Origin of the sequence: Bacillus infantis, assembly GCF_008180445.1 — a bacterium.
Taxonomy (GTDB): Bacteria; Bacillota; Bacilli; order Bacillales; family Cytobacillaceae; genus Bacillus_AB; species Bacillus_AB infantis_B.
In genome coordinates this window covers 360,107-374,396 of sequence record NZ_VTER01000003.1, presented here as the reverse complement: position 1 = coordinate 374,396, position 14,290 = coordinate 360,107, and the positions used below count along the sequence as shown (strand labels likewise).

The following is a 14,290-nucleotide window of genomic DNA, read 5'->3' as shown; positions in this document are numbered from 1 at the left end:
TAATCTCATTCTGCTCTTCTCCGGCGGCTTGCACATGTGATATACTACTGTAGTTAAGGCTGGCGCAGGTGTGCGAGTGATTGGCCTGCTGCCTAGAGATGAGGGATTACATGAGCAAAGACTCAAAAGCAAGACAACCGATGGGGAAACTACTTACATTCATCCCGACTGGCGAGTATTATTTTTCAAAAGGGATCAAATCCTTTCACCGCCGGGATTTTCATAAAGCAAGCAAATATCTGCAGCGTGCGATGCAGCTGGAGCCGGGCGAGCCGATGATCGCCTGCCAGCTGGCGATCGTGTATACAGAATTGAATGAATACCAGAAGTCGAATAAGCTGCTGCATCTTGTCCTGGAGGAGCTAGATGAGGAAATGGCTGAATGCCATTACTTCCTTGCCAATAATTATGCCCACCTGGGATTCTTTAAGGATGCTTATCAGCATGCCAATACGTATTTGGAGCTTGAGCCTGATGGAGAGTTCATTGAGGATACGGAAGATCTTTTGGAACTTTTGACACTGGAAGCAGAAGATCTGGATGAAGAGCTGTATGAGCAGGACGACCTGATCACCAAGCAGGAGCAGGCAAGGGAGCTTCTTGAATCAGGGCATTTCCCGAAAGCAGTGGAAATTCTGAGCACGGTGATTGAGGATTACCCGGAATATTGGTCAGCGTACAATAATCTGGCGCTTGCCCATTTTTACCTGGGAGAAGTGAACAAAGCGAACGATATCCTTGATGAGGTGCTTGTACGCAACCAGGGCAATCTGCATGCACTCTGCAATAAGCTCGTGTTTGCCTATTATCAGCATGATCTTGAAGAGGTAAAGGCTTTAGTCGCAACGCTGAAAAAAATCCAGCCTCTTCTGATTGATCATCAGTTCAAGCTGGGGGCAACATTTGCGCTTGTCGGTGAATATGAGCCGGCTTACAAGTGGCTGCGCAAGCTCAACAAGTCAGGCTATGAGGGAGATGGCGCCTTTTATTACTGGCTTTCTTATTCCTCTTATTTTACGGGGAAAGAAGACCAGGCCAGGAACTTCTGGAAACGGGTGCTGGAATACAGCCCTGAGAAGGCGGGCCTTGAACCTTGGAACGAAGATAAGCCGGAAACGGCAGGTTTCGAGGACCATCTGGATTCCATCTATAAAAAAATGAACAGTGAATATGGTGAGGAACGCTTATTTGCTCTTTTCCTGGCTTCAAAATCAGGCAGAAAAGACGAGATTCTTGCAAGCAAGGATGTTAAGCAGAATCCAAGATTCACTGGCGCTGACCGTGAATACGCAGCATTGATTGAAACTGGCGCCGGAGAAAAAACCAGCGCAAGAATCGCCCATGAAACGGCAGAGCTCTTATACAGACACCATAAACCGATCGGGACAGTTGAAGCCGGGTTATATCTGGCATGGTTTACTGTCTTCAAGGAAGCTGATGGTCAGGGGCTTCTTGCCAGGAATGCAAAAGCATGGGCCGGTGCCGTGGAATATGTCTGGAGAAAGCAGCGCAGCGAAAAAGTCTCGCAGCAAAGCGTGGCAGCTCAGTACGGACTTTCTGCTTCCACACTGCAGAAGTATGTAAAATCAGTCAGCAGCATTCTGAAATGAGCAGATTCTTGGACTGTATCCTTATTGTTTTATAGGATATGGTTAGTAAGGAAATACTACTGAAACAACCGCTGTTTTTCTTGGGAATAAACGCACTTGCTCTTACAGCTCCTTCTGCCTGTCAAGGCTGGGAAAGTCAATTTTGCAGAGCAATAACTAAGTATAAAAAAGCATTTCTCAGGGGGAATCAGCAAAGTCCTAGTGAAGGAGTGGAGCAAGATGGCAGAAGAAAAAATTTATGATGTCATCATCGCTGGCGCAGGACCGGCCGGAATGACAGCTGCTGTGTATACATCCCGTGCCAACCTGTCTACATTGATGATTGAACGGGGCGTGCCGGGAGGGCAAATGGCCAACACAGAAGAAGTCGAAAACTATCCTGGTTTCGATCATATCCTGGGCCCTGACCTGTCTACTAAAATGTTCGACCACGCCAAGAAATTCGGCGCCGAATATGCATATGGCGATATCAAAGAAATCATCGACGGTGAAGAATACAAAACCGTTGTTGCAGGATCAAAACAATATAAAGCCCGTGCTGTAATCATTACAACGGGTGCTGAATATAAAAAAATCGGTGTTCCGGGTGAAAAAGAACTCGGCGGCCGCGGTGTATCTTATTGTGCCGTCTGTGATGGCGCGTTCTTCAAAGGCAAAGAGCTTGTTGTTGTCGGCGGAGGAGATTCTGCTGTCGAGGAGGGCGTCTACCTGACCCGTTTCGCGGAAAAAGTGACCATCGTCCACCGCCGCGACGAGCTGCGCGCACAGGCGATCCTTCAGCAGCGCGCGTTTGACAACGAGAAGGTTGATTTCATCTGGAACTCTACAGTAAAAGAAATCAACGAGAGTGAAGGCAAGGTAGGAAGCGTCACGCTTGTTTCTACTGAAAACGGGGAAGAGCGCGAATTCAAGGCAGATGGCGTATTCATCTACATTGGCATGGTTCCGCTGTCTAAGCCTTTCCAAAGCCTAGGCATCACCAATGAGAACGGCTATATCGAAACAAACGAACGCATGGAAACAAAGGTTCCTGGCATATTTGCTGCCGGTGACATCCGTGAGAAAATGCTTCGCCAGATCGTGACAGCAACAGGCGACGGCAGCATCGCCGCCCAAAGTGCCCAGCACTATGTTGAAGAATTGATGGAATCTTTAAAGGCGAAAGCTTAATATTATTTGAAAAAACGCTCATTAATGAAATGGGCGTTTTTTATTCATAATCTGGCTGCAGCAGCTGCGGTTTCCGCAAGAGAAAATTCAAAAAAGATGCCGCTTCCATCCACCGGCAGCAATAGGTCGAAAGCCGCATTGTACAAGGCTTTCGGCCGACTTTTTACTAAAGAAATAAAAAGTCATTTTGTTTTAATCGTACTGTAACAGTAGTGCAATAAACATCGGGTAATATAGGAATAGAAATTGACCCCCTTTTAAGATATAATCCTTTGTGCAGCACAGGCATACATAGCCTGTGCTCTTTTTTTTGGGCGAAGGCAAGACGCCCTCCCTATTTATGTTGTCCAGCTGCGGGCGCTAGCCCCTAGAGTCATAAGCCACTTTGAAACCGAAGGCAAAGAACGCCTTCAATTCCAAAGCGTCTTATGTTTGTCGGGGCTGAGCAAGCGCCCTCCGCATTTCGATTTTGTCCAGCTCCGGCGGCTAGAGCCTCGAGTCATAAGCCACAAAAGAATTAAAGGCAAAGAACGCCTTTTATTCTTTTGCGTCTTATGCTTGTCGGCTCTGGGCGAGCCGCCTCCGCATTTCATTTTTTCATTTCATTGTGGCTGGATAACAAAAATAGTATAATAAAAAGAATATATTCGACAGGACTGCCTGTGCGGCGGTCATGAGAAGGAAATGCTGAGGTGAGGCTGTTGCAGCGGGTCACGAATTGTGTGCTGTTGAAGGAAAATCAAGTATTGCTTTTACAAAAACCGAGACGTGGCTGGTGGGTAGCGCCCGGAGGAAAGATGGAGCCGGGTGAATCAGTCCGGGATTCCTGCATCAGGGAATTCCGCGAGGAGACAGGCATATACTTAAGAAACCCGGGCTTGAAGGGGATTTTCACCTTCATTATGAAAGACGGGGATAAGGTGCTTTCTGAATGGATGATGTTTACTTTCCTTGCACGGGAGTCTGATGGCATCAATCTGGATGAGTCGGAGGAAGGGAAGCTGGCCTGGCATGATTTTGATGATATCAAGAATCTGCCGATGGCTGCCGGCGATTATCACATTCTTGAATATATGATTCATGGAAATGGAATTATTTACGGGACGTTTACGTATACGCCGAATTTCGAGCTTCTAAGCTACCGGCTGGACCCGAGTTAAATAATATAGATTACAGGGGGAGAATAGGAATGAGCAGCGGTGCGGCGACTGATACACAAATGGTCATAATAACTGGGATGTCGGGAGCAGGGAAAACAGTGGCGATCCAGAGTTTTGAGGATCTTGGCTTTTTCTGTGTGGATAACCTGCCTCCGACTCTGCTTCCGAAATTTCTTGAACTGATGAAGGAATCAGGGAATAAGATGAATAAGGTTGCACTGGTCATGGATCTTCGCGGCAGGGAGTTCTTTGATCACTTATTCAAGGCGCTGGACGATTTGGCCGAAACTTCATGGGTGGCCCCGCAGATTTTGTATCTGGATGCTGACGACTCTACATTGGTCAGGCGCTACAAGGAGACCCGGCGTTCCCACCCCCTTGCTCCGTCAGGTTTGCCTCTTGAAGGCATCAAGCTTGAAAGGGAGCTTCTGGAGGAGCTGAAGGGGAGGGCCCAGCTGATATATAAAACATCAAACATGAAGCCGCGGGAGCTTAGGGAAAAAATCCTTGATCAGTTTTCAGTCAACCGGAAGACAACGTTTACCGTCAATGTGATGTCATTTGGCTTTAAGCATGGCCTGCCGATAGACGCAGATCTGGTGTTTGATGTACGCTTTCTGCCGAATCCCCATTACATCGAGAGCATGAGGCCGAAAACCGGCCTGGACGAAGATGTGTCGACATATGTACTGAAATGGAATGAAACCAATAAATTTCTCGAAAAGGTTACAGATCTGCTGAGCTTCATGCTCCCTCACTACAAGCGCGAGGGCAAGGCCCAGCTGGTGATCGCGATTGGCTGCACAGGCGGCCAGCACCGTTCTGTAGCCCTAGCTGAGTATATTGCCCGCTTTTATGAAGCGGATTACCATACACATATCACTCACCGCGATATCGAGAGGAGAAAGGATAAAACAACATGACAGGTACAGAACAGCCTAGAATCGTCATCATAGGGGGAGGCACAGGGCTCCCGGTCCTCCTGCGCGGCTTGAAGAAGCATCCTGCAGACATCACAGCCATCGTGACGGTGGCTGATGATGGCGGGAGCTCGGGCCGCCTCCGGAATGAACTGCAGATTCCTCCCCCTGGGGATATTCGAAATGTTTTAGCTGCACTGTCTGATGTGGAGCCGCTCATCGAGGAAATGTTCCAGCACAGGTTCAGCACCGCGAATGAGCTTTCCGGCCATTCGCTCGGCAACCTGATCCTTGCTGCCATGACCTCGATCACAGGCAATTTCACTCATGCCATCCAGGAAATGAGCAAGGTCCTCAATGTTAGGGGAAAGGTTCTCCCGGCCGCAGACCAGAGTGTCGTCCTCCATGCTGAGATGGAGGATGGAACGATTGTTTCAGGAGAATCCAAGATTCCATACTCAGGGAAAAAAATCAAAAAAGTCTTCCTGAGCCCTGAGGATGTCAATGCCCTGCCGGAAACCATCCAGGCCATCAGGCAGGCTGACCTGATCATCATCGGGCCCGGCAGCCTTTATACAAGCATACTGCCGAACCTCCTCGTTCCGAATCTGGGAAAAGAGGTCTGCCATGCGAAGGCCAAAAAGGTCTATATCTGCAATCTGATGACGCAGGCAGGGGAAACGCTCGACTTTACGGCGAGCGACCATGTAAAAGCGATCTATGACCATATGAACTGTTCTTTTATCAATACGATCCTTGTCAATAATGAAGATATTCCGGAAGAAATACAGGAGCGGTACAGTGAGGAGCAGGCCAAGCCTGTCCATTATGATGTCGCCAATCTGCAGAGGCTAGGCCTTGAAGTCGTCCACGGCGAAATCGTCAGCCTGGACGGCGGCGTCATCCGCCATGATACACAGGAAGTAGCAGATATTTTATTTTCTTTACTAATAAATGAAACCAGCAAGCGATATAAAGCGTAAATATAAATGTGCAAGCGTTTGTCTGGGCGGGGGGTGAAGGTATGTCTTTCGCTTCGGAAACGAAAAAGGAATTAACCAACCTTGAAGTTAAAGACTGCTGCGGCAAGGCTGAATTATCAGCGCTCATTCGGATGAACGGATCACTCTCTTTTTCCAGCCGGAAACTAATTGTGGATATCCAGACAGAGAATGCCGCCATAGCGAGAAGGATTTATACACTGACGAAAAAGAATTACACCGTTCAAGTGGAGCTGCTTGTACGAAAAAAGATGCGCCTGAAAAAGAATAATGTCTATATTGTTAGACTGGCGCAGCAGGCGCAGGAAATACTCGCCGACCTGAAGATCCTGAAAGAGGGATTTGATTTTACCCATGATATTTCAGAGGAGCTTGTGAAAAAGAAATGCTGCAAGCGCTCCTATCTGCGCGGTGCCTTCCTTGCCGGCGGCTCGGTGAACAACCCTGAAACATCATCTTATCACTTGGAAATTTTTTCACTATACAAAGAGCATAATGATTCTTTGTGTGAATTAATGAATACATTTGGATTGAACAGCAAGACGCTTGAAAGAAAAAAGGGCTATATCACGTATTTGAAGGAAGCCGAGAAGATCACTGAATTCCTGAACATCATCGGTGCCCATGGAGCGCTGCTGCGCTTTGAGGATATCCGGATTGTCAGGGATATGAGGAACTCGGTGAACAGGCTTGTAAACTGCGAGACCGCCAATCTTAATAAAACTATCGGCGCGGCTCTCAGGCAGGTCGAGAATATCCGTTATATCAAGGATACTGTCGGCCTTGATATACTCCCGGAAAAGCTCAGGGAAATTGCAGAGCTTCGGGTAGCCTATCAGGATGTGACCCTTAAGGAGCTTGGGGAGATGGTGTCAGGCAGCCATATCAGCAAATCAGGCATTAATCACCGACTTAGAAAAATAGATGAGATAGCAGAAAAACTGCGTTTAGGTGAATCCATAACAGGAAATTAGAAATAAGATAATATGGGAGGTTAGAGAGAAATGGTTGAAAAACAAGTGGAAGTAAAGCTGCGGACCGGCCTGCAGGCCCGTCCTGCCGCCCTGTTTGTCCAGGAAGCAAACCGCTTTTCTTCAGATATCTTTTTGGAGAAGGACGGAAAGAAGGTCAATGCGAAAAGCATCATGGGCCTTATGAGCCTCGCAGTCAGCACTGGATCTGTTGTAAACCTGGTGGCTGATGGAAGTGATGAAGAGGAAGCACTCGAAGAGCTTTCGCAATATATCCAGCAGGAAAGCTGAAAAAACTGAAAAGGCACCCTGAGCATTTGTGCAGGGCGCTTTTTCTTTGTTTAACACCATAATCTCTTTAATCATAAAAAAGAGGGCTGAACCTGTCAGCCCTCTTGCTCTATCTTTACTTGTCTTTCTTTTCTTCCAGGACATTGCGGGTGATGATCTGGTCGATCAGCCCGTATTCCAATGCTCTCTCAGCTGTCATGAAATTGTCGCGGTCTGTATCTTTTGCGATCACTTCAAGCGGCTGGCCTGTGCGTTCTGAAAGGATCTGGTTCAGCTTTTCGCGAAGGAAAAGGATGCGCTTTGCGGCAATTTCGATTTCTGTTGCCTGGCCCTGCGCTCCGCCGAGCGGCTGATGGATCATAACTTCACTGTTTGGAAGGGCATAACGCTTGCCTTTCTCGCCTGCTGCAAGAAGAAATGCACCCATGGAAGCGGCCATCCCGATGCAGACTGTGGAAACCTTCGGACGGATGTACTGCATCGTATCATAAATCGCCATACCGGCAGTGATGCTGCCGCCTGGGCTGTTGATGTACAAAGTGATATCCTTTTCAGGGTTTTCTGCTTCCAGGAATAGCAGCTGAGCTACAATGGAGTTTGATACATTATCATCAATCGCACTTCCAAGCATGATGATGCGGTCTTTCAGAAGGCGTGAATAAATATCGTATGCGCGCTCGCCCCTGTTTGTCTGTTCAATAACTGTAGGGATTAAATTCATTTGTCAGTTCCTCCTTCAAGATAAAGATCCAACATACAACGGATTAAAGCATGTTCTTCCATAAGAAGAAATATTATGGGTTCTGTATGTAATCATTATGATACACTGATGGTCAATAAAGGTCAAACAAATCGCTTATGGAAATCCAATATATGCTGCAATCATTTTATTCTCTCTTTAGCAGGATATACCTGCTTAATGCGGTATAATAATTGCATTGATAAAAATTTCCTTATCCATAACCATCATACCCACCTCTTCTATTTTTAAACAAAGGAAGCTGAAAATTGAAGCAGGGATAAGGGCGTGTAAATCAGTAATGCTGGAGGCTGCGATTTTGTCTAAAAAGAAGAAATCATTTTTTCATAATAAGCTGCGGCTTGCAGGGTTGGGCCTGATCATCCTGGCACTGGCCGGATATGCTGCCTATAATTATACTTCACTAGGAAAGGGAGAACGGGCTGCGGAAGAAAGGTCCGCTTCGTCCAAAGGGGAAAAGGACTTAAAAAAGCTGTTCCCCGGCAATATGGAAGAATCAGCTGTACAGCAGGCCATCCATGATATGAGCCATCAAAAGGTGAAAGCGGAAAATAAATGGGGCGCACTGCAGATCACTCCTGACAGGATCAGCAGGCTGATCTATGTGGTGGAAGCCAATGAAATGAACTACCAGCATTCAGATTTATACCTGGATATCCTTGAAAGGTGGAGTAAAGGCGACTTCTCGTCTGCAGCCAGGGACCATAACAGCATCTGGAAGCTCCAGGGCGGGACTGTCGGTGAAGCCAAAGGACTCCTGACTGAGGAAGAGGAACAAAAGTATATTGAGAAAAACTTCAAATAAAATCGGCCGCTCTAGTGAATGAATGTTTAACCATTGACAAAAAGCGGCCGGCTTTAGTATTATATACTAGTGTCTTATAGAAGACCTGTATGATTTGCCCTCGTGGTGCAACGGATAGCACGTAAGATTCCGGTTCTTGAGATGTGGGTTCGATTCCTGCCGAGGGCGTACCAAAAGCCTCCTGCCTGTTATAGGGCTGGAGGCTTTTTTTCGTTTGTAAGATGCTTTACAGCTTCGCAGAATGAACATCATGGAATCACCTGCCATAGTCCGAATGCGAAAAGCATCTGCTTTCTTATATATATTCCCATTCACCATTCCCCTCCCATCATGTAAAATAGAAGAAGGGGGAATGTGCAATGAACATGAATGCGGGTTTATTTCAGCAGCAGTCGCTTAAATTGGCGATGACACAGGAGTTGTCCCAGGCGATTGCGCTCCTTCAATATTCTGCGCTTGAGCTTACGGCCTTTCTGGAGAGCAGGGCGCTTGAAAATCCCCTTATGCAGATAGAGACAGAAAATGTAAGGGCGATGGATCCGCGCCGCGACAGAGTCAGAGGCGCAAGCAGCAAGCTGAAAAAGGATGACAGATCGTGGATCGAGCAGATCAGGGCAAAGGATAATCTGCTTGAGGATTATTTGATCTCACAGCTTGAAATTAAATATATATCACCTCTGATGGATAAGGTCATCAGAAGGATTATAGAAAGCATAGATGAAAACGGTTACTTTCGTGATAGCCTTACAGAAATAGCAGGTGAGCTCTGTGTGAGTGAAGACGATGCCGCTGAAGCACTCGCAGAGCTTCAGCTTCTGGAGCCGGCGGGCATTGGGGCGAGGACATTGCAGGAATGCCTCCTTTTGCAGGTGCAGCGGCTTTTGTGCCCGGATGATCTCGCTGAAGTAATCATTGAAGAGCATTTTGAATGGTTCGCCGATAAAAAGTGGAAGCAGCTGGCTTCGCTCCTTGGTGTGGAGCTGAAGGATATCCAGCGTGTCTCCGATTTAGTCAGATCGCTCAATCCCAGGCCTGCAGCGGCTTTTTCAAAAGAAAGTGCAGGCTATATTGTCCCTGATGTAGCTGTCAGCTGGGACGGCAGCTCTTTCCTGATAACCGTCCAGGATGAGCAGCTCCCGAAAGTCAGCTTTAACAGCCAGTATTATGAAAGCTTTAAAAGCTCTGGGGACAAAGAGGTCAGGAAATACCTCCAGGACCGGTCGCAGGACTATAATTGGATTGTCCGCAGTCTGGAACAAAGGAAAGATACGATTAAAAAGGTTACAATGAAGCTGGTAGAAAAACAGCAGGGTTTTTTCATTGAAGGGCCTGCAAAGCTGAAGCCGATGACAATGAAAGAAATCGCGGATGAGTTGGAGATCCATGAGTCGACAGTAAGCCGGACGGTCCGCGAAAAGTATGTCCAGACTCCTTTTGGCACATTTGAGCTGAAGACCTTTTTTACAAGCACGGTAAAGACTACCGGAGCTGATGGTGCTTCGTCTGCAAGTGTAAAGAAGAAGATTGCTGCCATGGTAGAAGCTGAGGATAAACTAAAGCCGCTTTCTGACTCGGAGATCATGAGCATACTGGAGAAGGAAGATGCTATCGTCATTTCCAGGCGGACGGTCGCCAAATACAGGGACCAGCTGGGCATCCCATCTTCAGCGAAACGCAAAAGATATGAATGAAGAAAGAAGGAAGTATAGTGAAAGATCGACAGATGCGATTATATACAAGAGAAGGCTGCCATTTGTGCGATAATGCAAAAAAATTAATCCTGGATCTTCAGGCAGAGCATGAATTTGAACTTGAGGAAGTGGATATCAGCGCCAGCGATGATCTGACTGAACGGTACGGGCTTATGATTCCGGTCGTGGAATTGGGTGGAGAAGAGGTCCAATTTGGGCGGATTGATCAATTTACGCTATATGAAGCGCTTACAGCAAAAAACCGGTTCTAATCAGTTGAATTCGCAAATCACTCCTGCTAGAATGTAATTGTAACAGGGGTGATTTTTTTTGGTTCAAGCGGGACATAATATGTCTATGCGGGACATAAACTGACCACGTTAGAGCGTTCCTATGTGGAATACTTCTAAAAAAGGGGCATGCGATGGACTCATTGATCGATATACAAAAAAGATTATTGCCTGATTTACTTACTGTTATGCAAAAACGCTACCAAATTCTTCAGTACATAGGTTTTATGCAGCCGGTGGGCCGAAGAAGTCTGGCAGTGAGCCTTGGATCGACGGAAAGAGTGCTTAGAAGCGAGGTTGATTTCCTAAAGAATCAAAATCTTATCTCTGTAGCAAGTTCAGGTATGAACCTGACAGCCGAAGGCAAGGATTTACTGGAAAGACTTGAAAGCATAATGAGAGACATAACGGGTATAGACATACTGGAAGCAAGGCTGAAAGAAGTGCTTGGCGTCCGGCAGGTAATTGTGGTTGCCGGCAACAGCGACGAATCACCATGGGTGAAAAGCGAGCTTGGCAGGGCCTGCGCGGCCAGTATGAAACAGCGGCTTAAGGGGAAGAATACCGTTGCTGTAACGGGCGGATCGACCATGGCGGCCGTGGCGGAGATGCTGACGCCCAATCTTTTTGACGACGAATTGCTGTTCGTCCCTGCACGGGGCGGCATCGGCGAGGAGGTCAAAAACCAGGCGAATACCATCTGCGCCATGATGGCGGAGCACACAGATTCCCGCCACAAATTCCTTCATGTCCCGGATCAGGTAAGCAAGACGATGTACGAGACAATCATGAAGGAACCCGTTATTAATGAAGTATTGAATCTGATACAATCCGCTGGAATGGTTTTACATGGAATTGGAGACGCTATAACAATGGCGGAGCGCCGTAAAACGACACCGGAGGACTTATTGAAGATTCAGGAGCGGAAAGCAGTAGGAGAAGCATTCGGCTATTATTTCGATGAAGCGGGCGAAGTGGTCCATAAAGTGCAGACCATAGGGCTTCAGCTCAAAGATCTGGCAGACATCGAACATGTTATTGCAGTTGCCGGAGGGTCTTCGAAGGCAAAGGCAATAAGGGCCTATATGAAACAGGCGCCGTCCTCAACCATCCTGATCACGGATGAAGGCGCAGCAAAACAGTTGTTAAAAGGGTAATCCCCTTTAATATAAAACTAACAAATATCCCTACTATCTAAAGGAGGAAATATTAACATGGCAGTTAAAGTTGGTATTAATGGATTTGGAAGAATCGGGCGCAACGTATTCCGCGCAGCACTTAAGAACTCAGAAGTAGAAGTGGTAGCGGTAAACGACCTTACAGATGCAAACATGCTTGCACACCTTTTAAAATATGACACAGTTCACGGCACACTTAACGAAGAAGTTTCTGTAGACGGAGATTTCCTGGTAGTGGGCGGCCAAAGAGTGAAGGTTCTTGCAGAGCGCGACCCTGCTCAGCTTGGATGGGGCGACCTTGGCGTTGAAGTAGTAGTAGAATCTACTGGACGCTTCACAAAGCGCGACGATGCAGCTAAACACTTAGAAGCAGGCGCGAAGAAGGTTATCATCTCAGCTCCAGCTTCTGATGAAGATATCACAATCGTTATGGGTGTTAACCATGACAAATATGATGCAGGAAGCCACCACGTAATCTCAAATGCTTCTTGTACAACAAACTGCTTAGCGCCATTCGCTAAAGTATTGAACGACAAGTTCGGAATCAAGCGCGGTATGATGACTACTGTCCACTCATACACAAATGATCAGCAGATCCTTGACCTTCCGCACAAAGACTACCGTCGTGCGCGTGCAGCTGCTGAAAACATCATCCCTACTACAACTGGTGCTGCAAAAGCAGTTTCCCTTGTATTGCCTGAACTGAAAGGCAAGCTGAACGGCGGAGCTATGCGTGTTCCAACTCCAAACGTTTCCCTTGTTGACCTTGTTGCTGAGCTTGACAAAGACGTAACAGCTGAAGAAATCAACGCAGCATTCAAAGCAGCTTCAGAAGGCGACCTTAAAGGAATCCTTGCTTACAGCGAAGAGCCGCTTGTATCAAGCGACTACAACGGAAGCCCTGCTTCTTCTACTATTGATGCATTGTCAACAATGGTTATGGAAGGCAGCATGGTAAAAGTAATCTCTTGGTATGACAACGAGTCAGGCTACTCTAACCGCGTTGTAGACCTTGTAGACTACATTGCAAAGCAAGGACTTTAATATTCAAAGTTTAAATCAATAAAATGCTATAGCTTGGTCCTGTATTAACTCCGGGTACCGAAGCATTCCTCTAAAACCTTGTTTTATTGGATAAAAAAATAGCGAACATCTATAATGATGGGGAAAAGGGGAGCGGGAAACAATTCCCTCTCCCTTTTCTTTTGAACACTATCAGAAACTGGGAGGTCCTTTGCCGTGAACAAAAAAAGCGTAAAAGACATTGATTTAAAAGGTAAACGCGTTTTTTGCCGTGTGGACTTTAATGTGCCGATGAAAGACGGCTCTATTACGGACGAAACTCGCATCACTGCAGCTCTTCCTACCATTCAGTACTTGACTGAACAGGGAGCTAAAGTCATCCTTGCAAGCCACCTTGGCCGTCCAAAAGGCCAGGCAGTAGAAGAACTGCGCCTTACACCGGTTGCCAAGCGCTTATCAGAGCTTCTGGGCAAGGATGTAAAGAAAGCAGACGAAGCTTACGGTGAAGCTGTACAAGGGATGGTTTCCGAAATGGCTGATGGCGATGTTCTCCTTCTTGAAAACGTCCGCTTCTACCCTGGTGAAGAAAAGAATGATCCTGAGCTGGCAAAATCGTTTGCAGAGCTTGCGGATGTGTATGTAAATGACGCATTCGGCGCAGCCCACCGTGCCCATGCTTCAACAGAAGGCATTGCACACCACCTTCCGGCTGTTTCCGGCCTGCTGATGGAAAAGGAACTGGATGTTCTTGGTAAAGCGATGTCCAATCCGGAGCGTCCGTTTACGGCAATTGTCGGCGGAGCGAAGGTAAAGGACAAAATCGGTGTCATCGAAAACCTGCTTGATAAAGTAGATAATCTGATCATCGGCGGAGGTCTTGCTTATACGTTCGTTAAAGCACAAGGCCATGAAATCGGGAAATCCCTTCTTGAAGAAGACAAAATCGACCTTGCTAAATCATTTATGAAAATGGCAGAGGAAAAAGGCGTTAAATTCTATATGCCTGTTGATGTGCTTGTAGCGGATGATTTCTCCGAGGATGCCAATATTAAAGAAGTTTCCATTGAAGAAATCCCTTCAGACTGGGAAGCGCTTGATATCGGTCCGAAGACGCGTGCCATCTATCAGGATGTGATCAAAACAAGCAAGCTTGTCATCTGGAACGGCCCTATGGGTGTGTTTGAACTGAATGCATTTGCAGGCGGAACGAAAGCAGTAGCCGAAGCCCTTGCTGAATCCCAGGATACATATTCGGTAATCGGCGGCGGAGATTCTGCAGCTGCAGTCGAAAAGTTTGATCTTGCTGATAAAATGAGCCATATCTCAACAGGCGGCGGCGCTTCCCTCGAATTCATCGAAGGAAAAGAGCTTCCTGGTGTAACGGCTTTGAATGATAAATAAGCAAAAGATTTGAAAGGAT

Annotated in this window: 14 protein-coding genes and 1 tRNA gene; 14 read left to right on the top strand and 1 reads right to left on the bottom strand. The window is 46.9% G+C overall.

From position 1 onward, the window contains the following. The first annotated feature begins 110 nt into the window (after positions 1 to 110). The 7 genes from FZD51_RS06600 (at position 111) to FZD51_RS06570 (ending at position 7,123) form a co-directional block, all read left to right on the top strand. Positions 111 to 1,610: a tetratricopeptide repeat protein gene (locus FZD51_RS06600; protein ID WP_148974027.1), complete on the top strand. Its 1,500-nt coding sequence runs from the start codon at positions 111 to 113 to the stop codon at positions 1,608 to 1,610. A 201-nt stretch (positions 1,611 to 1,811) separates the two neighbouring features. Further along, positions 1,812 to 2,780, top strand: coding sequence for a thioredoxin-disulfide reductase (gene trxB, locus FZD51_RS06595; protein WP_262380745.1), 969 nt, complete (start codon positions 1,812 to 1,814; stop codon positions 2,778 to 2,780). 701 nt (positions 2,781 to 3,481) lie between these two features. Then, positions 3,482 to 3,940 (top strand): 8-oxo-dGTP diphosphatase, encoded by a 459-nt coding sequence (locus FZD51_RS06590; RefSeq protein WP_094768572.1) that lies wholly within the window; start codon positions 3,482 to 3,484, stop codon positions 3,938 to 3,940. 29 nt (positions 3,941 to 3,969) lie between these two features. Then, complete coding sequence (gene rapZ / locus FZD51_RS06585; RefSeq protein WP_009793065.1) at positions 3,970 to 4,863, top strand: RNase adapter RapZ; 894 nt, start codon at positions 3,970 to 3,972, stop codon at positions 4,861 to 4,863. Beyond that, positions 4,860 to 5,843: a gluconeogenesis factor YvcK family protein gene (locus FZD51_RS06580; RefSeq protein ID WP_148974026.1), complete on the top strand. Its 984-nt coding sequence runs from the start codon at positions 4,860 to 4,862 to the stop codon at positions 5,841 to 5,843. Before rapZ ends, FZD51_RS06580 begins: the two co-directional genes overlap by 4 nt. Before the next feature lie 41 nt (positions 5,844 to 5,884). Beyond that, positions 5,885 to 6,835 carry a DNA-binding protein WhiA gene (gene whiA, locus FZD51_RS06575; RefSeq protein WP_009793067.1) on the top strand — a complete coding sequence of 317 codons (951 nt, stop codon included), beginning with the start codon at positions 5,885 to 5,887 and terminating at the stop codon, positions 6,833 to 6,835. 30 nt (positions 6,836 to 6,865) lie between these two features. Then, a complete protein-coding gene (locus FZD51_RS06570; protein ID WP_009793068.1) occupies positions 6,866 to 7,123 on the top strand; it encodes an HPr family phosphocarrier protein in 258 nt (85 codons plus the stop codon). Between the two features lie 115 nt (positions 7,124 to 7,238). Here the strand turns inward: FZD51_RS06570 and clpP are convergent, their stop codons facing one another. Beyond that, complete coding sequence (gene clpP, locus FZD51_RS06565; protein WP_101549461.1) at positions 7,239 to 7,844, bottom strand: ATP-dependent Clp endopeptidase proteolytic subunit ClpP; 606 nt, start codon at positions 7,842 to 7,844, stop codon at positions 7,239 to 7,241. Positions 7,845 to 8,181: 337 nt separating this feature from the next. On the opposite strand from clpP, the gene FZD51_RS06560 reads away from it, so the two are divergent. From FZD51_RS06560 to FZD51_RS06530, 7 genes are all read left to right on the top strand, one after another. Continuing rightward, complete coding sequence (locus FZD51_RS06560; protein WP_262380743.1) at positions 8,182 to 8,688, top strand: DUF6241 domain-containing protein; 507 nt, start codon at positions 8,182 to 8,184, stop codon at positions 8,686 to 8,688. 96 nt (positions 8,689 to 8,784) lie between these two features. Beyond that, positions 8,785 to 8,856, top strand: a tRNA-Arg gene (locus FZD51_RS06555). 191 nt (positions 8,857 to 9,047) lie between these two features. Then, positions 9,048 to 10,379 (top strand): RNA polymerase factor sigma-54, encoded by a 1,332-nt coding sequence (gene rpoN, locus FZD51_RS06550; protein ID WP_148974024.1) that lies wholly within the window; start codon positions 9,048 to 9,050, stop codon positions 10,377 to 10,379. 17 nt (positions 10,380 to 10,396) lie between these two features. Beyond that, positions 10,397 to 10,651 carry a glutaredoxin family protein gene (locus tag FZD51_RS06545; RefSeq protein ID WP_420886220.1) on the top strand — a complete coding sequence of 85 codons (255 nt, stop codon included), beginning with the start codon at positions 10,397 to 10,399 and terminating at the stop codon, positions 10,649 to 10,651. Positions 10,652 to 10,803: 152 nt separating this feature from the next. Further along, positions 10,804 to 11,826 (top strand): sugar-binding transcriptional regulator, encoded by a 1,023-nt coding sequence (locus FZD51_RS06540; RefSeq protein ID WP_148974022.1) that lies wholly within the window; start codon positions 10,804 to 10,806, stop codon positions 11,824 to 11,826. Positions 11,827 to 11,883: 57 nt separating this feature from the next. Beyond that, entirely contained in the window at positions 11,884 to 12,891 is a 1,008-nt protein-coding gene (gene gap / locus FZD51_RS06535) for a type I glyceraldehyde-3-phosphate dehydrogenase (RefSeq protein WP_094768528.1), read from the top strand. A 195-nt stretch (positions 12,892 to 13,086) separates the two neighbouring features. Then, positions 13,087 to 14,271, top strand: coding sequence for a phosphoglycerate kinase (locus tag FZD51_RS06530; RefSeq protein ID WP_148974021.1), 1,185 nt, complete (start codon positions 13,087 to 13,089; stop codon positions 14,269 to 14,271). Positions 14,272 to 14,290: the final 19 nt, after the last annotated feature.